Origin of the sequence: Pseudoxanthomonas sp. CCNWLW251 (assembly GCF_037402255.1) — a bacterium.
Taxonomy (GTDB): Bacteria; Pseudomonadota; Gammaproteobacteria; order Xanthomonadales; family Xanthomonadaceae; genus Pseudoxanthomonas_A.
Map to the genome: position 1 here is coordinate 666,031 of NZ_JBBEGA010000002.1, position 22,277 is coordinate 688,307.

General features: G+C 69.0%; 15 protein-coding genes. 5 read left to right on the forward strand and 10 right to left on the reverse strand.

Going from position 1 to position 22,277, the window contains the following annotated elements:
• Positions 1–23: 23 nt before the first annotated feature.
• From WBN46_RS10170 to WBN46_RS10180, 3 genes are read right to left on the reverse strand one after another with little or no spacing between them, the layout of a single operon-like run.
• The gene (locus WBN46_RS10170; RefSeq protein WP_337731394.1) at positions 24–2,060 is read right to left on the reverse strand and encodes a methyl-accepting chemotaxis protein; all 2,037 of its coding nucleotides are present in this window, start codon (positions 2,058–2,060) and stop codon (positions 24–26) included.
• Positions 2,061–2,094: 34 nt separating this feature from the next.
• On the reverse strand, positions 2,095–2,625 hold the full coding sequence (locus WBN46_RS10175; protein ID WP_185742153.1) for a chemotaxis protein CheW: 531 nt from the start codon (positions 2,623–2,625) through the stop codon (positions 2,095–2,097).
• A gap of 54 nt (positions 2,626–2,679) precedes the next feature.
• Entirely contained in the window at positions 2,680–3,081 is a 402-nt protein-coding gene (locus WBN46_RS10180) for a response regulator (protein WP_055940451.1), read from the reverse strand.
• A 242-nt stretch (positions 3,082–3,323) separates the two neighbouring features.
• Between WBN46_RS10180 and gshB the strand changes: the two genes are divergently transcribed.
• Positions 3,324–4,268, forward strand: coding sequence for a glutathione synthase (gshB, locus tag WBN46_RS10185; RefSeq protein WP_337731395.1), 945 nt, complete (start codon positions 3,324–3,326; stop codon positions 4,266–4,268).
• 1 nt (position 4,269) lies between these two features.
• Positions 4,270–5,145 carry a TonB family protein gene (locus WBN46_RS10190; protein ID WP_337731396.1) on the forward strand — a complete coding sequence of 292 codons (876 nt, stop codon included), beginning with the start codon at positions 4,270–4,272 and terminating at the stop codon, positions 5,143–5,145.
• 11 nt (positions 5,146–5,156) lie between these two features.
• Here WBN46_RS10190 and tsaB read toward each other — a convergent pair whose 3' ends face one another.
• The 4 genes from tsaB to mrcB all read right to left on the reverse strand — a co-directional run bounded on the left by tsaB (position 5,157) and on the right by mrcB (position 11,058).
• The gene (tsaB, locus tag WBN46_RS10195) at positions 5,157–5,897 is read right to left on the reverse strand and encodes a tRNA (adenosine(37)-N6)-threonylcarbamoyltransferase complex dimerization subunit type 1 TsaB (RefSeq protein WP_337731397.1); all 741 of its coding nucleotides are present in this window, start codon (positions 5,895–5,897) and stop codon (positions 5,157–5,159) included.
• 55 nt (positions 5,898–5,952) lie between these two features.
• Positions 5,953–7,998: an ATP-dependent DNA helicase gene (locus tag WBN46_RS10200; RefSeq protein WP_337731398.1), complete on the reverse strand. Its 2,046-nt coding sequence runs from the start codon at positions 7,996–7,998 to the stop codon at positions 5,953–5,955.
• Between the two features lie 64 nt (positions 7,999–8,062).
• On the reverse strand, positions 8,063–8,614 hold the full coding sequence (locus WBN46_RS10205; protein WP_337731912.1) for a hypothetical protein: 552 nt from the start codon (positions 8,612–8,614) through the stop codon (positions 8,063–8,065).
• Between the two features lie 32 nt (positions 8,615–8,646).
• Positions 8,647–11,058, reverse strand: coding sequence for a penicillin-binding protein 1B (gene mrcB / locus WBN46_RS10210; RefSeq protein WP_337731399.1), 2,412 nt, complete (start codon positions 11,056–11,058; stop codon positions 8,647–8,649).
• Positions 11,059–11,154: 96 nt separating this feature from the next.
• Between mrcB and WBN46_RS10215 the strand changes: the two genes are divergently transcribed.
• Positions 11,155–13,251, forward strand: a complete 2,097-nt coding sequence (locus WBN46_RS10215; protein WP_337731400.1) for a glycosyltransferase — start codon at positions 11,155–11,157, stop codon at positions 13,249–13,251.
• Here WBN46_RS10215 and WBN46_RS10220 read toward each other — a convergent pair.
• Positions 13,248–14,840, reverse strand: coding sequence for a hypothetical protein (locus tag WBN46_RS10220; protein ID WP_337731401.1), 1,593 nt, complete (start codon positions 14,838–14,840; stop codon positions 13,248–13,250). The two genes, WBN46_RS10215 and WBN46_RS10220, sit on opposite strands and share 4 nt — an antisense overlap.
• Positions 14,841–14,857: 17 nt before the next feature.
• A complete protein-coding gene (locus tag WBN46_RS10225; protein ID WP_337731402.1) occupies positions 14,858–17,002 on the reverse strand; it encodes a bifunctional (p)ppGpp synthetase/guanosine-3',5'-bis(diphosphate) 3'-pyrophosphohydrolase in 2,145 nt (714 codons plus the stop codon).
• 77 nt (positions 17,003–17,079) lie between these two features.
• Here WBN46_RS10225 and WBN46_RS10230 point away from each other — a divergent pair, with 77 nt between their 5' ends.
• Positions 17,080–17,592: a hypothetical protein gene (locus WBN46_RS10230; RefSeq protein ID WP_337731403.1), complete on the forward strand. Its 513-nt coding sequence runs from the start codon at positions 17,080–17,082 to the stop codon at positions 17,590–17,592.
• Between the two features lie 20 nt (positions 17,593–17,612).
• Complete coding sequence (locus tag WBN46_RS10235) at positions 17,613–18,089, forward strand: hypothetical protein (protein ID WP_337731404.1); 477 nt, start codon at positions 17,613–17,615, stop codon at positions 18,087–18,089.
• A 15-nt stretch (positions 18,090–18,104) separates the two neighbouring features.
• On the opposite strand, the gene hrpA is transcribed toward WBN46_RS10235, so the two are convergent.
• Positions 18,105–22,232 (reverse strand): ATP-dependent RNA helicase HrpA, encoded by a 4,128-nt coding sequence (gene hrpA / locus WBN46_RS10240; protein ID WP_337731405.1) that lies wholly within the window; start codon positions 22,230–22,232, stop codon positions 18,105–18,107.
• Between the last annotated feature and the right edge of the window lie 45 nt (positions 22,233–22,277).

Genomic DNA, 22,277 nt, shown 5'->3' on the forward strand with positions numbered 1-22,277 from the left:
AGTTCATGCAGTGCGTCCCGTCCTCAGCCCGGCAGCTTGAAGTCGGCGACCGAGCGGCGCAGGTCCGCAGCCAGTTGCGCCAGGTGACCGATGGATTCCGCCGTCTGCCCCGCACCCAGCGAGGTCTGCGAGGTGATCTGGCGGATCACGCCCATGGTCTGGGTGATGTCCAGCGCGGCGGCGGACTGCTGCTGCGCGGCGCCGGAGATGCCCTTGATGAGGTTGTTCAGGTCGTTGGACACGCGCTCGATCTCTCCCAGCGCGGTACCCGCGTCCTCGGCCAGGCGTGCACCGGAGACCACTTCGGCCGTCGTCTGCTCCATCGAGCTGACCGCTTCGTTGGTATCGGCCTGAATCGTCTGCACCAGCGATTCGATGCGGCGCGTCGCGCCCGAGGTGCGTTCGGCGAGGCGCTGCACTTCGTCGGCCACGACCGCGAAGCCACGGCCCGCTTCACCCGCCGAGGCCGCCTGCACGGCGGCGTTGAGCGCCAGGATGTTGGTCTGTTCGGAAATGTCGTTGATCAGTTCCACCACCGAGCCGATTTCTTGCGAGGACTCGCCCAGGCGCTTGATGCGCTTGGAGGTCTCCTGGATCTGGTCGCGGATCTGGTCCATGCCGCGGATCGTCTCGCGCACGACGCCCGCGCCCTCGGTCGCGATCTGCACCGAGCGCTGCGCCACTTCGGCCGACTCGGTGGAATTCTTCGACACCTGGTCGATGCTGGTCGCGATTTCGCTGATGCGATCGGAGGCGGTGGTGATCTGGTCGGCCTGGTGGCCGGCGGCTTCCGCCAGCTGCAGGGCGGTGGCCTGGGTTTCCTGCGTCGATGCGGCCACCTGCACGGAGGTGTCGTTGATCGTGGTCACCAGGTTGCGCAGTTCGTCCACGGCGTAGTTGATGGCGTCCGCGATGGCGCCGGTCATGTCCTCGGTCACCGAGGCCTTCACCGTCAGGTCGCCTTCACCCAGCGAGCTGATTTCGTCCAGCAGCCGCATGATCGCCTGCTGGTTGCGGCTGTTGTATTCCACCTGCGTCTGGTAGCGCACTTCCTGCTCGCGCTGGCGGGTGCGGTACAACGAATACAACAGGCCGATGATGGAGATCAGCGCCGCGATACCCGACGCGATGCCGAGCCAGAAGTTCGGGAAGAAACGCGTGTCGCGCACCGAACCGAACGCCGTAAACGCCTGGAACAGGTTGGTGCTGTCCTGGAGCATCTGGCCCGAGCCGTTGGTCAGCGCCGCCGCCGCAGACTGCGCGGCGAACAGGTTGCGCGAGCTGGCCAGGATCGCGTCCAGGTCCTTCTTCATCGCGGTCCACAGGGTCTGCGAGTTCTGCAGCGCAGCCAGCGCAGCGGCATTGCGGACCGGCGCGATGCCCAGGTCCGGATTGCCGTCGCGCAGGCCTTCCAGCACCTGGCCGAACAGCACGGCGTCACGGCCGAGCGCGTCGCCGGCGGTGGCGGCACCGACACCACCGGCGCGGATTTCCGTCACGCGGCGGGCCATGGTGCCCGCCAGCACGACCTGCTGCAGCGCGCTGTAGATCTGCGAGGATGGCGCGCCGCCCGCGGACATCGCGCGCACCACTTCGTTCAACTGTGCCTGCAGGCTGGGCACTTGGCCAGCGAAGCGGTCGCCGTTGCCGGCCAGCGCCAGCACGGCGGCTTCGGAGGCGACGATCTGGTCGGCACTCTTGCCCAGTGGTGCCCACGTGGCGCTCAGCCTGGCCAGCGGGCCGGAGATGGTGCTATCAGCTCCATAGCGCGCTTGAAGGTCCGAGACGGTGGACTCGACCGACTGCTTGGTTTCCTTGAACGCCTTGAACGCCTCGGCGTTGCCCGCGACGGCCTCTCGACCCTGGTTGGCCAGCTGCTGCGACAACACGCGCATGTCCGAGGCGCCGGTACTGGCGCCGGATAGACGGCTGCCGTTGTATGTCGACACACCGGTGTTGGCACCGAAGACCAGCACCGAAAGCGCGAGCAGCAGCAACCAGAAGCTGTTGCCGAAACTGCCGATCTTGCTGGCGCTGGGAGAATCCGTCGCAGTGCTCATCGTTCAACCCCTGGATTGTTCTTGTTGTCCGCGCTCAAAGCGCGGTCTGACGGAATTCGGGCGTGCGCGCGAGCAGTCCCAGCGCAAAAACACCCCATCGCTGGTCGTCGCTGGCGAAGGCCCGCTCGATGAAATGCGCGTAGCGGCCGTCCGCCAGTTCCCCCGGCTCGACCTGCTGCGATTCATGGAAGCTGCGCTGCCCGTACAGCTCGTCGATGGTCAGCGCGACATCGCCGCCGGCCTGGCGCATGACCAGTACGCGCTGGCCTTCATGCAGCACCGTGCGCTCGCCCTCGAGGAACTGCTTCAGGTCGACCACCGGGAACAGGTTGCCGCGCAGGTTGCCGATGCCCAGCAGCCACGGATGCGCGCCCGGCACCGGCGTGACCGGCGGCATCTGCACGATTTCCACCACTTCCCCGAAGTTGGAAATCAGCCGGCGCTTGCCCACGCGGTAGCCGACGCCACGGTACTGGTCCTGCGCGATTTCCCGCGCCGGCTGCGCCACGGCGTGCGCCAGGCTGCGGCGTTCGTATTCGGCAAGCGTATCGAACGGTGTGCGGATCATGGCCCGCCCCCTGTGCGTTCAGTGCGAATGGTCGCCATGCCGCCAGCCCCCTCAGGTGCTGACGTGGGCGCGGATGGCGTCGAGGAGTTCCTCGCGCGTGAACGGCTTGGTCAGGTACTGCTCCGAGCCGACGATGCGCCCGCGCGCCTTGTCGAACAGGCTGTCCTTGGACGACAGCATGATGACCGGCGTGGACTTGAACACCTGGTTGTTCTTGATCAGCGCGCAGGTCTGATACCCGTCCAGGCGCGGCATCATGATATCCACGAAGATGATCTGCGGCTGCTGGTCGGCGATCTTGGCCAAGGCCTCGAAGCCGTCCGTCGCGGTCACGACTTCGCAACCCTCGCGTTTGAGCAGGGTTTCCGCGGTGCGGCGGATCGTTTTCGAGTCATCGATCACCATGACCCGTAGGCCGTGGAGTCCACCGGCCTGGCCTTCGTTCTGCGTCATTACCTGATTTCCCCATGCGCGCGGCGCTTCATTGACGAACCGGCCCCGCTGCGTTGCTACTTATATCCCAATCCCCTTGCGCACTGTCAAGCGACACCTTCAGCGCCCCTGCCGCTGAACGGCGCGATGCGAACTGCGTCTCAATTTTGCGGCGGCCCGGCAAACGCGGTGTTCCGCCAGTGCCGGGGCGTGGAATGCGCGCCGCCTGATACCATCCCCGCGTCTCCTGCAGAACCGCCCCCATGCCGCTGGACGTCGTCGTCGTCATGGATCCGATCGGGTCCATCAAGATCGCCAAGGACACCACTTTCGCCATGCTGCTGGAAGCCCAGCGGCGCGGCCATCGCCTCCTCTACGTCGTCCCGGGCCGGCTGGCCCTGCGGGACGGGCAGGCCAGCGCGCAGGTCGCCCCACTGACAGTCAGGGACGACAAGACGGACTGGTTCACCCTGGGCGAAGCGCGCGAGCTGGCGTTCGGTCCCGGCCAGGTGGTGCTGATGCGCAAGGATCCCCCTGTCGACGACCAGTACCTCTACGACACCCACGTGCTGGGCATCGCCCAGCAGGCGGGCGCGCTGATCGTCAACGACCCGCAGGGCCTGCGCGACTACAACGAGAAGCTGGCCGCCCTGCTCTTCCCGCAGTGCTGCCCTCCCACCCTGGTCAGCCGCGATCCGGCCGCGCTCAAGGCGTTCGTTGCCGAACATGGCGAGGCCGTGCTGAAGCCGCTGGACGGGATGGGCGGGCGCTCGATCTTCCGCGTGAAGGCCGGCGACCCCAACACCAACGTCATCCTGGAAACCCTGGTCGGCGACGGCAGACTGACCCTGGCGCAGCGCTTCATTCCCGGCATCAGGGATGGCGACAAGCGCGTGCTGCTGGTCGATGGCGAGCCGGTGGACTACGCGCTTGCACGCATCCCGCAGGGCGACGAATTCCGCGGCAACCTTGCGGCGGGTGGTCGCGGCGAAGGCCGCCCACTGAGCGAACGCGACCGCTGGATAGCGGCGCAGGTGGGGCCGGAGATGAAGCGCCGCGGCATGCTGTTCGTCGGGCTGGACGTGATCGGCGACTATCTGACCGAGGTCAACGTCACCAGCCCCACCTGCGTGCGCGAGCTGGACGCACAGTTCGGCCTCAACATCGCCGGCCTGCTGTTCGACGTCATCGAGAAGAAGCTGGCCTGAGATGTCGGCGGTTCCCATGACCCCGCCGAAGATCGGCGCGAACGAGCGCCTCGGCGCCACCCTCGCCCTGTCGCTGATCGTGCATGGCCTGCTGGTGCTGGGCGTGGGCTTCGCGCTCGACGACGCCGCGCCCGTGATGCCGACGCTCGACGTCATCCTCAGCCAGACCAGTACGCCGCTGACGCCGAAGGAAGCCGACTTCCTGGCCGCCGCGAACCAGGAAGGCGGCGGCGAACACGACCAGGCCAGGCGCCCGCGCGACAGCCAGGCCGGCTGGATTCCGCAGCCCGATACCGGTCTGGCGCCACAGCCACTGCGTGCGCAGACCACGGCCCCGGTGCCCCCCCCGGAGAGCCGCGTCGTCACCGCCCGCGACGGCGAAGCCCGTGCGCCGGCACCGGAAGCGCGCCCGCAACCCGACCGGCCCGAGCTGCCCCAGGGCGAACAGAAGGTGCAGCGCGATGCCGAGATGGCGCGGCTCGCCGCCGAGTACCACCTGCGCTCGGAGCTCTACGCCAAGCGGCCGAAGCGCAAGTTCGTCTCGGCCAGCACCAAGGAGTACGTCTACGCGAACTACCTGCGCGCCTGGGTCGATCGCGCCGAACGCGTGGGCAATCTCAACTATCCCGACGAGGCGCGCCGCAAGCGCCTGGCCGGCACGCTGGTGATCAGCGTGGCGGTGCGCCGCGATGGCAGCGTGGAGCAGACCCGCATCATCCAGTCCAGCGGCATCCCCCTGCTGGATTCCACCGCGCAGCGCATCGTGCAGCTGTCCTCGCCGTTCCCGCCATTGCCGGAAACCGCCGAGAACGTCGACATCCTGCATGTCACCCGCACCTGGCGCTTCCTGGCGGGCGGTGAAGTGCGCGACGAGTAGCGTGCGGGCCTTCAGCGCGAGGCGCGCAGCGCCTTCTGCTCTTCGAGGGTAAGGGCGACGTTGTTGCGCAGGTAGGCCGGTTCGACGTGCTCGGGCGCGATGATCTCGCCACGACGCAAGGCGTCGGCCGCCAGTCGCGCGAGATCGGCGGCATGCGGCAGTGCCTGCGCATCGACCCGACGGAAGCGGTCCTGCAGGCGCGCGGCGAACACGCCGTCGGCTGCGGCGAATCCCGTGCCCACGCCTATCCAGTCATTGTCCGCGCCCGGCAGCGCATAGTCGGCCGGGGCCCCCACGGCTTCGGCTGACGTGGCTTCCAAACGGTCGCCGCGATGCACGAACGTGCCCGTGTAGACCTCGCCCATGCGCGCATCGATGGCCGCCAGGATCGCATGCGCCATGCCGACATCGCAGCCGCATTCGCCCGCCGTCACGCGGGGCGCCGGCACCTGCGACGCCAGCACGGCAAGCGTGGATACCGGCACCAACGGCCGATCCAGCGCCAGCGCGATGCCTTGCGCCAGCGCGATGGCCAGGCGCACGCCAGTGAACGCACCCGGGCCGCGACTGAGGGCGATGGCATCCAGTTGCGCGCGCGCGATGCCGGCTTCCGCCAGCAACTGATCCGCCCACGGCAAGGCGAGTTCGGCGTGCCGACGCGGCGCGACCTCGAAACGTTCGCGCACCTCGCCATCGACGTACACGGCGACGGAACAGGCTTCGGTGGCGGTTTCGAAGGCGAGCAGCTTCATGGACGGCAGGAAGTTCGTGAGGTGCCTAGCTTAAACGCTGCGATCCGCGATGCGCTCAGAAGCGGGCATCGGCGAACCAGTCATCGCCGCCGTCACCGGCTGCCGCCACCGGCTCCGGCGCGGCCTCGACGCCGAAGAACCCCTGCACGTCCTGCACCCGCTGCGTGCGCCGGAAGGGCGGCAGCGAATCCAGGAACACGCGCCCATACGGCTTGCCGGTCAGGCGCGGATCGCACAGCACCAGCACGCCACGATCGGTCTCGCTGCGGATCAGCCGGCCGACCGCCTGCTTCAGCGCGATCACCGCCTGCGGCAGTTGCTCATCGCGGAAGGGATTGCCGCCGGCGCGACGCACCGCTTCGAGCCGCGCTTCGAACACCGGGTCATCCGGTGCCGCGAAGGGCAGCTTGTCCACCACCACCACGCTCAGCGCATCGCCGACCACGTCAACGCCCTCGCGGAAACTCGCCGCGCCCAGCAGCACGCCGTTGCCGGATTCACGGAAACGCTGCAGCAGCGTGCCGCGTGGCGCCTCCCCCTGCACGAACAGCGGCCAGGGTCCACCGCGCAAAGCGTCGGCCGCCTCGCGCAACGCGCGATGCGAGGCGAACAGCAGGAACGCGCGCCCCCGCGAGGCTTCCAGCACGGGCCGAAGTGTGGCGATCAGCGACTGGCCGTAACCCGGTGCATTCGGATCGGGCAGCCCGGTGGGCAGGTAACACAGCGCCTGCCGAGGCCAGTCGAACGGACTGGGTTGCAGCAACGTGGGCGGATCGTCCAGCCCCAGCCGCACGGCGAGATGGTCGAAGCGACCGCCTACCGCCAGCGTGGCCGAGGTGAACACCCATGCCGCGCGCGATTGCTCGCGGTGCTGGCGCAGCGGGCCGGAGACATCGAGCGGCGTGCGCTGGCAGCGGAAGGCGCGCGGCGTCAGTTCGTACCACAGCACGTCGCTGGCGTCGTCGGCCCTGGAGGTTTCTTCGTCAAACGCGCCTCCGCCCGACGGTGCCTCGTACCAGCGCGACAGCCGCGTGCCGAATTCCTTCGCCCGCGCCGCACAGGCTTCCAGTCCGAGCGAGGCCGCCGCCAGCGGAGCAAGGGCCGCAGACAGGTCGCCGAGCGCGCCGGCGAGCGCGTCGAAGCCTGTCCCCACCTCCGGCTTCGCCAGCAAGCGCTCGCGGGTGCCGCGTGCCGGCAGTCCTTCCATCGCCGCGCGCAATTCGCGCAAGGACTGCTCCAGCGCGCGCACCGGCGGCTGCAGGACCGACAGAGCGCCCGCCGCGTCTTTCGATTCGGCCAGGCAGTCGCGTGCCAGTTCCTGCAGGGGGCGCATGCCGAAGCCTTCGCCAAAGAAATTGGCGGCGAGTTCGGGCAACTGGTGCGCTTCGTCGATGACGAAAGCCTGCGCACCGGGCAGGATCTCGCCGAAGCCTTCCTGCTTCAGCGCCAGGTCGGCGAGCAGGAGGTGGTGGTTCACCACCACGATGTCGGCGGCCTGCGCGCGCTGCCGCGCCTGCACCACGAAGCAGTCGTCCCAGAACGGACATTCGCTGCCCAGGCAGTTGTCGATGGTGGACGTGACCAGCGGCAGCAGCGGGGAATCGTCCGGCAACGCGGCCAGTTCGGCCATGTCACCGAACTGGGTGCGCCCGCCCCAGGCAACGATGCGCTGGAACTGGTCCACCTGCTCGCGGCTGGTGAAAGTGGTCCGCAACGCCTGCGGATCGCCCTTGGCCTGGTTGAGGCGGTAGCGGCACAGGTAATTGCTGCGGCCCTTCAACAGCGCGGACTTCAGGCCCGCGACCCCGAGCGCATCCCGCACGCGCGGCAGGTCGCGATGGTAGAGCTGGTCCTGCAGCGCGCGCGTGCCGGTGGAAACGATGGTCTTCAGTCCCGAGAGCAGCGCAGGCACGAGGTAGGCGAAGGTCTTGCCGGTGCCGGTGCCGGCCTCGGCGAGCAGCACGTCGCGCGCGTCGAAGGCATCGGCGATCGCCGCCGTCAGGCGCTGCTGAGCGTCGCGGGGGGCAAAGGCGTCGAGTCGTTCCGCCAGCGCACCGCCCTCGCTGAGGGCGTCGCGGCTGGCCTGGGCTAGCTGGGACATCGTGGAAACGTAGGGCGGCGTGCAGCGACAAGGGTACCGCGTCGCATCGCGCGCAGCATGCGCTTCACATGCGCTCGATCACGGGCACGGTGCAGGCATCGCGCCGGCTTTCGGCGTCGGTGATCGCCGCCCGCGTGGTCGCTGCGCGGGCGGCATGCTGTGCGGCATCTTCGGGCGTGTGGCGGGCGGGCAGCGATGGCTGCACCGCAAACTCGTGCTGGCGCACCTGACGCACGGTTTCCCAGTGCTGGCGGCACAGCGGTCCCACCTGCGACCCCAGCTGGAAAGCACGCTGCGCCAGCGTGTCGGCACGCGCATAGTCGCCCTGCGACAACGCCACTTCGGCCCGTTCCTGCAGCACGGCGGGATCTTCGGGGACCAGCAGCAACGCCTGGTTGAGCGCCTCGGCCGCCCCCGCGTAATCGCGGGCCGCACGGGCTCGCTGCGCCTTCTCACGCAGGTCCTCGACCTGCGGATCGCGCAGCGGCTGCACCGCGAGTTCGCGGTCGTCGTCACCTGCAGCGGCCAGGATGGCGGCAACGCGCTGTTCGGGCGTCACAGGATCGCGGGCGACCGGGGTTTCCGGCACGGGTGCGGTCGCGCAACCGGCCAGCATCATCAGGAACAGGAGGAATACGTACTTCATGGTCACGGCTGCTGCGGGGGAGTCTCTTCGAGCGGCGGCGCGGCTTCTTCCTCCCGGTCCAGGCCGAACCAGCTGCGCCAGCCGCCACCTTCGGTCTCCTCGCCATCGATCACCGGCTGCTCGACCACGCAGGCCGCATACGCGGGCGCGAAGCCTGAAACGAAGGGCAACTGGCGTGCGCCGGCGCAACCGGCATCGGTGCTGTTCGAACCGACGACCCATTGCCAGTCCAGCCCCTTGTCCGACACCTTCAACGGTGCGGTAGGCAGGCGAGCGAACAATCCGGACCACACGCGCATCGCGCCCGTACCACCGTACAGTCCGGTCTGTTCGTTCTGGTCGTTGCCCATCCACACCACGGCCAGGTGATCGCCGGTGTAGCCGGCATACCAGCTGTCACGGCCATCGTTGCTGGTGCCGGTCTTGCCCGCGGACTGCAGGCGGCCCAGCCCGTCGCCGATCAGTTGGCGGCCGGTGCCGTTGGACACCACTTGCTGCAGGGCCACGGAAATCAGGTTCGCCGCGATGGAATCGCCTTCCTGTGCCGGGGCGGGCGTCTTGTCGTAGCGCTTGAGCAGCTTGCCATCCGGGTCGAGCACGCCGCGCACCGCGTGCAACGGCTGGATTTCACCGCCCGACGCGAGGAACTGGTACAGCTGCGCCATCGCGTACGGGCTCTGGTCGGTCGCGCCCAGTATCAGCGCGGGATTCGGCTCTGCTTCGATGCCGGCCAGCACGCGGATCAACTGCGCCAGGCGTTCCGGCTCGACCTTCATGCCCACGCGCACGGTGGCCTGGTTGTACGAGCGCGCGAGCGCATCCACGAGGCGCACGGTGCCATGGCTGCGACGGTCGGAATTGGCCGGCGTCCAGCGCCGGTTCTTGCCGAGCTGGACGGTCACCGGCGAATCGTCGACCCACGATGCCAGCGAATACTGGTCCGGCTGCGCAAGCGCGAGCAGGTAGACGAACGGTTTGAGCAGCGAGCCCACCGGACGTTGCGCTTCCACCGCACGGTTGAAGCCCACCTCCGACACGTTGCGGCTGCCGACCACCGCCAGCACGTCGCCATCATGCACGTCGGTCACCACCATGCCGGCCTGCAGCGGGGGCCGGCGCTTGTTCTCCAGCGCCTTGATCGTGCGCGTGACCGATGCTTCCGCGTAGGCCTGTGCCGACGGCGACATGCCGGTCAGCACACTCAGGCCCGCCCCCTGCAGCGCGCTCTCGGGGTAATCGCGCGCCAACTGGCGGCGAACGAGGTCGACATACGCCGGGAAGCGGTTAGCGGCGGCCATGCCCGGCGTCTTCGTCACCCCGAGCGGCGCGGCGAGTGCGCGCTTGTATTCGGCGTCGTCGATCAGCCCGGTCTCATGGAGTTTCAGCAGTGCGTAGTCGCGGCGGTCCTTGGCGCGATCCGGATTGCGTCGTGGATCGTAGTGCGACGGCCCCTTCACCATGCCGATCAGCAACGCGACCTGTTCGGTGGTCAGGCTGTCCAGATCGCGACCGAACCAGAATTCCGATCCTGCGGCCACGCCATGGATCGCCTGGCTGCCGCGCTGGCCCAGATACACCTGGTTGAAATACGCCTCCAGGATGGTGCGCTTGTCGTAGCGGGCCTCGAGGATCAACGCATACAGGATCTCGTTGAACTTGCGCGTCGGCGTCTGTTCCTTGCCGATGCCGAGCAGGCCGCTGCGCGCCAGCTGCTGGGTCAGCGTGCTGGCGCCCTGGCGCGTATCGCCACCCGAACGCACCAGCAGCCACGCCGCACGCACCATGCCCGACAGGTCGACGCCGTGATGATCCTTGAAGTCGCGGTCCTCGACGGCCTGCAGGCCCGTCACCAGCAGTTCCGGCACTTCCTCCAGCCGCACCAGCCGGCGCTCTTCCTGCTTCTGCCCGTACAGCGTCGCGATGCGCGCCGGATCCAGCCGCGCCGCTTTCAGCGCCTGCTTGCGCGCGATGTCGCGCACGCTCGCCACCCGGCCGCCGGACAGGCTGACCTGGATGCGCCGGGGCGCCACGCGGCCATCCACGTCGATGTAGCCACGGCTGGAAATGGTGAAGCGACCACCTTCCCGGGCGTAGGTGCCGGGGGCCTGGCCCGTGCCATCGTCGCGATACGACGCGGCATCGAGCTCGGTCTTCAGCGTCTGCGCGTCCATCGCCAGCCCTGGCGCGACCTGCAGCGGACGCGCGTACACCCGGGTGGGGATCTGCCAGCGCAACTCGCCGAAGCGCTCGGTGACCTGGTGGTTCAGATACAGCGTGTAGGGGATCAGGAATCCCAGGCCCAGACCCACCAGGGCCAGGCCCCACGTCAGCAGGCGCTGCCGCCAGCCGGGGCCGCCGCCGTCATCGATGTCGTCTTCGTCCAGCGCTTCGTCGTCGTAGTCGTTGCGGGCCACAGGGGATGCGACAATGGGAATTCGGGCGAGTCTAGCGCAGTCCCAAGGGTGCGTCCGGCCCGGTTTCCCCCTTCGCTCAGCTGGAGTTGCAACGGAATGTCGATGTCGTGGGCCCACGTGCGCTTCATGCTGGAACGCGCGCGCGGCCTGGTCCGTCGAGGTCTGGCCAGCCTGCGCACGCGCGGCCTGGGCCCGACCTGGGCGCGGGTGCGCAGGCAGTTCGCGCGACGTGCGCCGCCGGCCTCCGGACCCCTCTACTTTCCCCATGCCGGCGCATTCCAGCCTTTTGCGGTGCCGGCCAGCGGCGCGCCGCGCGCCAGCATCGTGATCCCGGTCTACAACCAGGCGGCGCATACCCTCGCCTGCCTGCGGGCACTCGCCGAACACCCTCCCACGACCGCCTGCGAAATCATCGTGGTCGACGATGGCTCCCACGACGAGACGCACGCATGGATGCCGCAGATCACCGGACTGCGCTACCACCGCCGCGCAGTCAACGGCGGTTTCATCGCGGCCTGCAACGACGGCGCGTCACGCGCGACCGGTGACTGCCTGGTATTCCTCAACAACGACACCGTGCCGCAACCCGGCTGGCTTGACGCGCTGCTCGCCACGTTCGATGCACACCCGGAGGTGGGCCTGGTCGGTGCACAGTTGATCTATCCGGATGGCCGCCTGCAGGAAGCCGGCGGCGTGGTATTCAACGATGGATCGGCCTGGAACTACGGGCGCTTCGACTCGCCCGACGACCCCCGCTACGCCAGCGTGCGCGACGCGGACTATTGCTCCGGCGCGGCGATCGCGGTGCGCGCGGCGCTGTTCGAGGAAGTGGGCGGATTCGATACACGTTACGCGCCGGCGTACTACGAGGACACCGACCTCGCCTTCGCCTTGCGCGCGCTGGGCCATCGCGTGCTGTACCAACCGGCGTCGCGCGTGGTGCATCTGGAAGGCGTCACCTCCGGCACCGATACCGGCAGTGGCACCAAGGCCTACCAGGTGCGCAACCGCAGTGTGTTCGCAGAGAAATGGGCAGCGGCGCTTGCCACGCACCCCTCCGCGGACAGCCTGCCTTCGGCCGGCTCGGTCGTCCAGCCGCAGCGGCAGATCCTCATCATCGATGCGGAAACACCGCGACCGCAGCATGATTCCGCGTCCCTGCGCCTTGCCAACCTGATGCGGCTGCTCAATGCCGACGGTGCCCACGTGGTGTTCCTGCCGGCAGATCTCCGCTATGCGGGCGACGACACGGCGCGCTTGCGGCAACAGGGCGTCGAAGCCTGGCATGCGCCGTTCGTGCAACGCCCGTCCGCGTGGCTGCATGAGCACGGCCATCGCTTCGACCTGGTGATGCTGTCACGCCACTATGTGGCGGCGGAATTCCTGCCCCTCGTCCGACGATTCGCGCCGCAGGCGCGCGTGGTGTTCGACACGGTCGATCTGCACTTCTTGCGCGAGATGCGTGGCGCGGAACTCGCCGGTGACGCCACGCTGCGCCACGCTGCCGAAAGGACGCGCGAACGCGAGCTGTCGGTGATCCGCGCCTCGGACACCACGCTCGTGGTCAGCCCGGCCGAGCGCGACATGCTGTCGGCGCTGTTGCCGGGGGCCGATGTCGAAGTCCTGGCGAACCTGCACGAAGTGGCGCATACCGGGTTGCCCTTCGGGCAGCGGCACGATCTGGTCTTCGTGGGCGGCTTCCGCCATCCGCCCAACGTCGATGCCGTGCTGTGGTTCGGCCGCGAGGTCTTCCCGCTCATCCACGCGCGGCAGCCGGACATCCGCTTCCACTGCATCGGCACGGCGCCGCCGGCCGACGTGCTCGCACTGCAGGCGCAGCCCGGCATCGTGATCCATGGGCACGTGGCGGACCTGGGGCCCTACATGGACGGTGCGCGCGTCGCGGTGGCGCCCCTGCGTTTCGGTGCGGGCGTCAAGGGCAAGGTGAACCTGAGCATGGCGCACGGCCAACCGATGGTGGCCACGGCCTGCGCCGTCGAGGGCATGCACCTGACAAGCGGGCACGACGTGCTGGTCGCTGACGACGCCGCGGGATTCGCCGATGCCGTCCTCACGTTGTATCGCGACGAAGAACTGTGGGAACGACTCGCAGCCCATGGTCGCGCGAACATCGAGCAGCATTTCTCGATGCAAGCGGCACACGGCACCGTGCAGCGTGTTTTCCGGCGCTAGCGTGCGGGCGCGGCCTGCGCCACCTTGACGCGCGCCTCGAAGTCATCCAGCCCGGGCGAGTCGACATCCAGCTTGCGCGCTTCCTCGAGCGCCTGCGTCGCGAATGCCACGTCACCTGCGCCCAGTCGTTCCGCACCCACCGCGATCCATTTTTCCGCCAGCCGCCTGCGTACATCGGCCAACGCAGGATCGCGGGGCTGCAAGGTCTGCCATGCCTGCTGGCAGGCTTGCGCACGACGGATGCGATTGGCGCGCAACTCGTCTTCGTAGCAGTCGCGCACCGCCGGCAACAGCCGCGCTGCGGCCTGCCTGACCGCGGGGTGGTCAGGCGACAACGCCTGTGCCGCGCGCAACGTGTCGTAGGCGCTCTCCCCGGGAGGGGTCAGCCATTGCCCTTTCGTCTCGGCCTGCTCCATGGCTGCGAGCAATGCACGCACGCGCTGCTCGCGCTCGCGCGCCGGCACGTTGGACTCCCGGCCCTGTCGTTGGTGCGCCTCGCGCGCACGTGCCACGGCCTGCTCGGCCTGTGCCACGCGCATCGACTGCGGCGCCAGGGTGCGCGCCAGACCGAGTTGGTGCTCTGCCGGCCCGAAGCGGAAATCGGCCGCCTGCCGTTCCGCCTGCCGGGCGTATGCAATGCCCACCTGCTCCAGTCCCTGCCTCGCGGCGGCGTCTTCCGGCAAAGCCACCAGCACCGCCTCGTATGCCGAGCGTGCGGACTCCAGGCGTCCCCGCGCCAGATCGCGTGCGCCAGCACGGCGCCGCGCGTCCAGCGCCTCCGTCAACGCGGCTTCCGCCTGGGGGAGATCGACGTGGCCGGCGTCGAATCCGCGCGCCGCCGCGATCCGCGCAGCGGCTTCTGCGAGTTCATGGCGCTGGAGATGCCTGTTCGCTTCCTGGAGGAGATCGGACAACGCATCCTCCCTCCCCTCCAGCGCCTCGATGCGTGTCGGCTGCAGGGCGAGCACGCGCTGGTAGAGCGGGAGCGCGGCATCGTCACTGCCCAACAGCCGATGCGCGGCATGCGCCTGCGAGGCCGCCTGGAGCACGCCGTCGATGCCTGCGTGTTCGGCCTCGCGCGCGCGCAAGCGTGCGGCGAGCGCATCGGCCTGTGGGCGCGGCACCTGCAGTTCACGCGCCAGCAGAAGGTGCGCGCGCGCCTCGTCGAAGCGATTCTGTTGCAGTGCCTGCCCCGCCGCGCGCAAGGCTGCCTGGGCGACGCGCGCAAGACCCTTCGCGGCCTCGTTGCGATCCGCATCGAGCGCTTGGGCCGCTTCGTAAAGCTGGCGCGCGCCCGTGCCGTCGGCGGCATCCAGGCGCCCCTCGCGCAGGGCATGATCCGCCTGGCCAAGCAACGCCTGTACGCGCGTCTCCGGCCACAGCACATCCGCCAGTGGGCGGCGCAGCAGCATCACCAGTACGATCAGGACGAGGACCGATGCCGCCGCCCAGCGCCAATACCGGCGGCTACGCCATGCGGGGACCGGCGCGACACGGGATGACACCTCCGGCGCCGGTGCGCGGGTCCAGTCGATGCGCGGCTCGATACGACGGCTCCGTCCGGCGTCATGGTGGTCTTCGCGGGTCACGCCCGCAGCATAACCAGTCAGCCTGAACGTCGCGCGTCTTCAACGCCCGGCAGCGCGTCCAACTTCCCCAGCAATGTCGACAGCTGGCCAAAATCGGCCACCTTCAGGCGCAGTCGCAGATGAACGCGCCCGTTGGCGCGGTTGCCCTGGCTGTTGATGTCCAGCACGTTGGCTTCTTCCTGCGCGATCAGCGTGGTGATGTCCTTGAGCAACCATTTGCGGTCAAGCGCGGTGACCTGCACGTCGACCTCGTAACCGCCGCCCGCCTGCCCCCACTCCACCGGCAGCACCCGCTGCGGACTGGCCGCCGCGAGCCGGGCGAACGCCGCGCAATCGGCGCGATGCACGGTGACCCCGCGCACGCGGGTCAGATACCCTGCGATGGGTTCGCCCGGCACCGGCTGGCAGCAGCGCGCCAACTGCACGAGCAGGTTGCCCACGCCCTGCACGGTGAACTTCGATTTGCCTGGTGCAGCGACTTTCCTCGGAGGCCGGCGCAGCGGCAGCGACGTTGGATCGGGCTCGGCGGCGGCGCGCTGCTCCTCGTGCAGCGCGCGGCCCACCTGGTGCGGCCCCACGTCGCCGAGGGCCACCTGGATGTAGAGCTCGTCGACGCTGTCGGCATGGAACTTCTTCGCCGCGCCGGTCAGGTCGGCGTGGTGCAGTCCCAGCCGCTTGAGTTCCTTCTCCAGCAGCTCACGCCCGGCCTGCAGATTGCGTGCCCGGTCCAGCTTGTGGAACCAGGCCCGCACCTTGTCGCGCGAGCGCCCGCTGGCCAGGAATCCATTCGCCTGCAGCAACCAGTCGCGACGCGGCTCCGGTTCCTTCGAGGTCAGTATCTCGACGCGATCCCCGCTGCGCAGCACGTGATTGAGCGACACGATGCGGCCATTGACCTTCGCGCCGCGCGTGCGGTGCCCGACCATCGTGTGCACGTGATATGCGAAGTCGAGCACGGTGCCGCCCTGCGGCAGGTCGACGACCTCGCCCTTCGGCGTCAACGCGTAGACGCGGTCCTCGACCAGCTCCGCATCCAGGTCGCCGGCCAGCGCGCCGTCGCCGGCGGCACCTTCGGCCGCCCCGTCCAGCAGCCGGCGCATCCAGGCGATCTTGCGATCGAACGCATCGCCACCGCCCTTGCCTTCCTTGTATTTCCAGTGCGCCGCCACGCCCAGCTCGGCCTGCGCGTGCATCTCGTGCGTGCGTATCTGCACTTCCAGCGTGCGGCCTTCGGGGCCCACCACGGCGGTGTGCAGCGACCGGTAGTCGTTGGCCTTGGGCCGTGCGATGTAGTCGTCGAACTCGCTGGGAATCGGCACCCACAGCGCATGCACGATACCGAGCGCGGCATAGCAGGCAGCCACGTCGTCCACGGCGATGCGTACCGCGCGCAGGTCATAGAGCTCGTCGAACGCCACCTGCTTGCGCTGCATCTTCCGCCAGATGCTGTAGATGTGTTTCGGCCGCCCGCTGACATCGGCACGGATGCCGTTCTCGCCAAGGGCGGCGCGGAGCGCTTCGATGACCGCGCCGATGTAGCGCTCCCGGCCCATCCGCTTCTCGTCCAGCTGCGTGGCGATCTGCTTGTAGGTCTGCGGCTGCAGGTACCGGAAAGCCAGGTCTTCCAGCTCCCATTTCAGCTGCCAGATGCCGAGCCTGTTCGCCAGCGGCGCGTGGATGTCGCGCGTGAGCCTGGCCAGCGCCTGGCGTTCCTCCTCCGGCAGGGCGCCGGCGGCGCGCATGCGCGCCAGTTGGCGGGCCAGCAGGATCGGCACCACGCGCAGGTCCCGCACGATCGCCAGCAGCAGCCGGCGCAGGCCCTCGGTATTCACCCCGCGCGCCTGTTCCGCGTGCAGGGCCCACACCTGCGCCGCAGCGACCTGGCCTTCCAGCAGATCGGCCAATCCGGGCGCAAGCCTGGCGACAGCGGGCTGCACGGCCGGCAGCCCATGCAGGATCGCCGCGAGGATGACATCGCCATCCGCGCCCAGCGTCGTCAGGGTATCCAGCGTGTCCGCCAGCACGCCCACCGGATCGGGCATGCCCTCGCCGGCGCCCGGTGCGGCCGAGGCATCCGCGAGCGCACGTCGCAGCGGTGCAGGCAGCGCCTCCAGGGCGGGCCTCTGCAGCAGCGTGGCGATGTCGGGATCGGGGGAGGTCATCGGGATTCGGCGTGGCGGTCAGTCGCCGCCAGAATGACTACACTACCGGCCAGTCGCCCAAGGGAACAACCATGAAGATGAGCCGCTTGTTTCTGTCTGTCGCACTACTGGTGGCCACATCGCCGGTGTTCGCGCAGGACGCCGCGAAGGACGCGCACCTGGGCAAGCTGCGCGAGGCGATGACCGACACGGAGTTCAAGGCGGCCGGCCTGGACAAGCTCAGTCCCGCCGAACTCGCAGCGCTGGACGAATGGCTGCAACGTCGCGTCGGCCAGCAGACGGCGCAGGCCGTACGGCAGGCCAAGCAGGAAGGCCGCAAGGAAGTTGAGCAGGAGACGCGCGGCTTCTTCGATTTCGGCACCGCCGAACCCATCAAGAGCACCATCGTGGGAGCCTTCACCGGCTTCGCGCAGGGCCGCCAGTACACGCTCGCCAACGGACAGGTCTGGGAGCAGGTCGAAGCGGTCTCCCTGGCCGGGGTGCGTCGCCAGGACCCCACCGTGAACATCACGCCCTCCCGCTTCGGCAACAAGTGGTTCCTGAAGATCGACGGCTACAACACCGCCGCCCCCGTCCGCCGCATCAAGTGATGCCCACCTCGAGGATGCCCATGCGCCCGATCCGTCTTTTCCTGCTCGCCGCACTGTTCGCCGCCACCCTGCCCCTGCAGGCCCGCGAGTACGTCGCCATCGAGAAACGGCTGTCCGCCGACCAGATGAAAGCCACCGGCCTGGACCAGTTGACCGGGCAACAGCTCGACCTGCTCAACCGCCTGCTCAGCGACGACCAGCAAGCCGTCGTGAAGGCCGCACGCGAAGACAGCGCCACGAAGGTGCGCGGCGCTTCGTTCTCGGACGAGGGCGTCAAATCCATCTCCAGCGCCCTGGTGGGCGAGTTGCGCGGCTGGACCCGCGGCACGGAGTTAACCCTCGCCAACGGTCAGCGCTGGCGCGTCACCGAGGGCGACTACACCTCGATGAAGCGCATCTCCAACGCGAACGTGACCATCACGCCGGGACTCGTGGGCGGCTGGTACCTGCAGGTCGAGGGACATGTGCCCAGGCCCAAGGTCACCCGCATCGACTGACGCCCGCGACATGCATCAACCGCGCAGCGCCTGCAGGCGCTGCGCGAGCTTCTTCGGCGACACGCCCGCGCGCGCGCCAAGCTCCTGCGCAAACACCGACACCCGCAGCTCTTCCAGCTCCCACCGCAACGCCTGCCAGCCGGCGTCATGCGCCACGCCGGACGCATAGGCGCCCTGCAAGGCATCCACGAAAGGTTTGAGTTCGAGCATCCGTGCCTGGTCACGCGCCGGATCGCGTTTGGCACGTTCGGCACGCAGCGTCATCGCCTTCAGGTAACGCGGCAGTTGCGCCAGCGCATCGGCGGGCGTCTCGCGCAGGAAGCCCGGATGCACCAGCGCCGCCAGTTGCTCGCGCAGGTCATCCAGGTTGCCGCGCGCCCACCCCATCAGCGGCGCCTCAAGCTGCGGCTTCAGTTCCGCCACCGCGGACAGGATCGCGTCCGCCAGTTTCAGGCGTTCCATCGCTTCGCCGAACAGGCGTCTGCCCGCCTCGTCACGCCGCTGCTCGAAAGCCGGTCGGTCGCGGATCCCATCCAATCCTTCCGCCAACACGGCGTTGATCGCCGCATCCACGATGTCGCCGCGCAGGCGCTCCTGCGATTCGATGCTGGCATACAGCAACCCTGTCTTCGGCGACACCGGCAACTGCTTGCGCGCCTGCTTCATCTTGTCGGCCAGCGCGAATTCCAGCAGGCGGCGCACGCCAAGCGGATGCGCGGCCTGCGCCTGCGCGCGATCGGCGAACACGTGCAGGGCCACGCTGTCGCCGTCATCGCGCAACGCGGGGTACGCGGGCACCCCGGCCTCGCCCGGTACCTGCAGTGGAATCGGCTGCGCCGGGAAATCATGCAGGCCGGTCGCCGCCATCTCGCGGCCCGCGCGCGCGGCGAACGCCTGCCCGGCGCGATCACCGAAGCGCGCACGCAAGTCCTCGAGATCGCGCGACTCGGCCAGCACGCGGCCTTCACCGCCGCCTCGCGGGTCTTCGCGCAGCCGCAGGTTCATGCGCAGGTGCGGCTCCAGCGCGATTTCGTCGAAATCGATGGCGGCGACCGCCACGCCGGTGGCGCGGGAAAGGAATCGCGCGAGTTCGCCACGCACATCGTCGGCGCTCGGCTTCGGGAACGCCTCGAAGAACGCCCGCGCAAAATCGGGCGCCGGCACGTAGTTGCGCCGCATCGCCTTGGGCAGGCTGCGGATCAGGCCCGACGCCTTGTCGGCAACGAAACCCGGCGCCAGCCACGACAGGCGCGCGGGGTCGAGCGCATTGAGCAGGTGCAACGGCACCTCCAGCGTCACGCCGTCATCGGCTGCACCCGGCTCGAATCTGTAGTGCAGCGGCAGCCGCGCATCGCCCAGGGCGAAATACTTCGGATAGCGATCCTCTTCGCTGCCCTCGCCGGGCAACAGGTCCACGAGTGACCAGTGCAACGCACGGCGCTTGTCCGCCGGCAGCGCCTTCCACCACGCATCCAGACCGGCGGCGGAATGGATGTCGGACGGTACGCGGTCCAGGTACCAGCGGGCCTGCCAGTCCTCGTCGGCCACCAGGCCGGCGCGGCGCAGTTTGGCTTCTTCCTCGCGGGCCTGCTCCAGCGTCTTCAGGTTGTCGGCCACGAACGCCGCACGCGTGTTGATTTCGCCGGTGACCAGGGCCTGGCGCACGAAGATGTCGTGCGCTTCGCCGGGCGCGATGCGGCCGTAGTGCACGGGCTTCTTCGGCGCCAGCACCAGTCCGAACAGGCTGATCTGCTCCGACGCCAGCACCTGCCCTTGCGCGCGCGACCAGTGCGGATCGAAATGCTTGCGCAGCAGCAGGTGCGGCAGCTCGGTGATCACCCAGTCCGGCTCGATCGCCGCCAGGGTCATGCCCCACACCTTCTGGGTGTCCAGCAGGTTGGCCGCCAGCAGCCACGGCGGAGGTCGCTTGGACAGCGCCGAACCGGGAAACGGCAGGAAGCGGCGCTGGCGTGGCGCCTGGAAGTCGCCCTTTTCGGTGCGATGGCCGATCTGCGTCGGCAGGCCGGCGATCAGCGTACGGTGCAGGGTCTGGTAGGCACTGGCGCGCGCGCGTTCGCTGTAGCCGCCAGCGGTCGGCACCTGGTCCTGCTGCGCGCGCGCGGCCACCGGTGCAGGTGCGACATCGGCCTTCCCTTCGCGGGTCAATCGTGCGGCGCGATGCAACTGGCCACGGGTCGCCTTGACCGCGGCGGCGGTGTCATCGCGCACGACCGGCGGCGCACGGCTGCCGTCGAGCAGCGGCGCCATCGAGGCATCGGCGTCTTCTTCCTTCCAGCCCAGCTCCTCGCACAGCAGGCGCAGCTGGCGATGCAGCTCGCGCCACTCGCGCATGCGCAGGAAGCCCAGGAAATGGCGGCCGCACCAGTCGCGCAGCTTCGACTGGGTCAGGTCTTCATGGGCCTGCCGATAGGCATCCCACAGGCGCAGGACACCGACGAACTCGGAGCGGCCATCGGCAAACTGCGCGTGCGCGGTATCCGCCGCGCCGCGCGCATCGGCCGGACGCTCGCGCGGATCCTGGATCCCCAGGAACGACGCGATCACCAGCATCGGCCGCAGGCAGCCCGCGGCCTGCGCGGCGACCAGCATGCGTGCCAGCTTCACGTCCACCGGCAGCCGCGCCATCTGCTTGCCGATGGTCGTCAAGCGGCGTTCGCCGTCGATCGCGCCCAGTTCGGTCAGCTGCTGCCAGCCATCGGCGACGGCGCGTTCGTCGGGGGCCTCCAGGAACGGGAAGTCCTCGATCCGCCCCAGGCCCAGCTGCAGCATGCGCAGGATCACCCCGCCCAGGCTGGAACGGCGGATTTCCGGGTCGGTGAACTCGGCGCGGGACTGGAAATCGGCCTCGGCGTACAGGCGGTAGCAGATGCCTTCGGCAACACGGCCGCAGCGGCCCTTGCGCTGGTTGGCGCTGGCCTGCGAAATGGGCTCGATGTGCAGGCGGTCGAGCTTGTTGCGCGGGCTGTAGCGCTTGACGCGGGCGAAGCCGGGATCGACCACGTAGCGGATGCGCGGCACGGTCAGCGAGGTCTCGGCCACGTTGGTCGCCAGCACGATCCGACGGCTCGGTCCCGGGTTGAACACGCGGTCCTGGTCCTGGTTGGACAGGCGCGCGTACAGTGGCAGCACTTCGGTCTGGCGGTACTTGCGCCGCTCCAGCGCCTGGTGCGCATCGCGGATCTCGCGCTCGCCGGGCAGCAAGACCAGCACGTCGCCGCGCGCGTCCAGCCGGGTGATTTCGTCGATGGCGCCGACGATGGCATCGTTGACCGTGCGATCGCCGCCGCGGTCTTCCTCGCCCTCGTGCGCTTCCCCTTCCAGCGGCCGGTAGCGGACCTCCACCGGGTAGGTGCGGCCTTCCACGCTGATCACCGGCGCATCGTCGAAGTGGCGGGCGAAGCGTTCGGTATCGATGGTCGCGGAGGTGACGATGACCTTCAGGTCGCGGCGCTTGCGCAGCAGCTGCTTCAAGTAACCGAGCAGGAAGTCGATGTTGAGGCTGCGCTCGTGCGCTTCGTCGACGATGATCGTGTCGTAGGCCGACAGCCAGCGGTCGCTGGCGATTTCCGCCAGCAGGATGCCGTCGGTCATGAACTTGATGTGGGTGTCTTCGCCGACCTGGTCGTTGAAGCGCACCTGGAAGCCCACACCCCGGCCGAGCTCGGTCTTCAGCTCTTCCGCCACGCGTCGCGCCACGGCGCGTGCCGCAATGCGGCGCGGCTGCGTGCAACCGATCATGCCGGCCACGCCGCGCCCGGCCGCCAGGCACAGCTTGGGCAGCTGGGTGGTCTTGCCGGACCCGGTCTCGCCGGCGATCACCACCACCTGGTGATTGCGGATCAGCTCGATGATGCGCTCGCCCTCGCGGGCGATCGGCAGCGACGCGTCCAGCGTCACGGCCGGCACGGTGGACTCGCGGCGCTCGCGGGTGGCGATGGAGGCATTCAATGCCTGTTCGAAGGCCTGCCGTGCGCCCGCATCGGCCGGCTTGCCCTGCCAGCGCGACCACAACCCGTGCAGGCGGCCGCGGTCGCGGCTCAGGGCGCGATCAAGCGATCGCCGCGCCTGCTCGAGAACGGCGCGGTCGGGGCTGGCAGGGGAAGGGTCGCGGGAAGTCGTCATCTTTACAGCAAGCGCTTGAAACTCTTTGCTCACGCCACATGTTCT